The 1,116-nt window shown below is 72.0% G+C and carries 1 protein-coding gene; it reads left to right on the top strand.

The genetic code is table 11. From position 1 onward, the window contains the following. Positions 1–987, top strand: a 987-nt coding sequence (locus ROTAS13_RS24835) for a TrbG/VirB9 family P-type conjugative transfer protein (protein ID WP_139323581.1), incomplete at its 5' end; no start/stop codon positions are given. Between the last annotated feature and the right edge of the window lie 129 nt (positions 988–1,116).

Here is a 1,116-nt window from a genome sequence, read left to right as displayed (position 1 = left end):
GGAGCTGTGCGTAGATGTGATCAAGAGACAGGCGAAGCCCCGGCCCCGGCCGGCGCCGATCCCCGCGTGCGGGTGATCGCCTACAACCCGCAACAGGTGGTCAAGCTCTATGCCGTCCCCGGCGCCACCCTGACCATCCAGCTCGCGCCCGGTGAGACGGTCGCCGGCCTGCCAGTGTCGGATCAATCCCTGTTGGACACGCCCGAGCCCGCCGGCCCCGGTAACGGCCCGATTGCCCTGGCCGGCGGCCCCGTCACTCCCTCCGAGCGGGCCGGCGCCGGCCGCGGTGCCTCGACGGATCGGAACCTCTTCACCGCTGTCCGCGGCAACTTCGTGATGCTCAAGCCCCTGCGGGACCTCGACCCGCAGCCGCTCTTCATCATCGGCCGCAGCACCGACCCCACCACGGGCAAGGAGGTGATGCGCGCCTATACCTTCGAGCTGTCCACGCGAGAGGGGCCACTGACCGCGGACGCCCCGGATACCTACTACCTCGTGCGCTTCACCTACCCCGCTGAGGAACGCGCCGCCGCGGCGGCTGCGGCGGCAGCTCGTCGGCAGGCGGCCAACGCCGCGGCCGAGACGCGCCGCCGCGAGCTGGCCGACCGGCAGGCGCGTGAGCGCCTAGTGCTGGCCAGCACGAACGCCGCCACGCCCGGCGTCCTGAACTGGAACTACGACGGCCAGGGCGACCGTGACCTGGCCCCGGCCGAGGTGTGGGACGACGGGCAATCCACCTTCCTGCGCTTCCCCGGCAATCGTCGCGTGCCGGCCATCTTCTCCGTCCTCGCGGACGGACGCGAGGCGGCCGTGAACTACTCGGCCAACACCTCGGGCCTCATCACCATCCACCAGACCAACGGCACCTTCCGCCTGCGGGACGGCGGCCTGGTGCTGTGCATCCTCAACCGGGCCTTCGATGCCACCGGGCGCAACCCCGGCACCGGCACCACCAGCCCCGATGTGGTGCGGGAGATCAGACAGTGAGCGACGCAACGGCCACCAGGGGCGCCGCCGCCTCCAACGATCCTGTCTCGCCCGTGGCCGGCGGCCGGCGCCTGCTGACCGGCCGGGAGAAGGTGCTGATCGGCGTCGGCATCTTCGCGGCCTGCGGCC

Source organism: Roseomonas sp. TAS13 (assembly GCF_001950415.1).
Classification (GTDB): domain Bacteria; phylum Pseudomonadota; class Alphaproteobacteria; order Acetobacterales; family Acetobacteraceae; genus Roseomonas; species Roseomonas mucosa.
The sequence above is the reverse complement of the archived record's forward strand: the minus strand, read 5'-3'. Positions and strand labels throughout refer to the sequence as shown.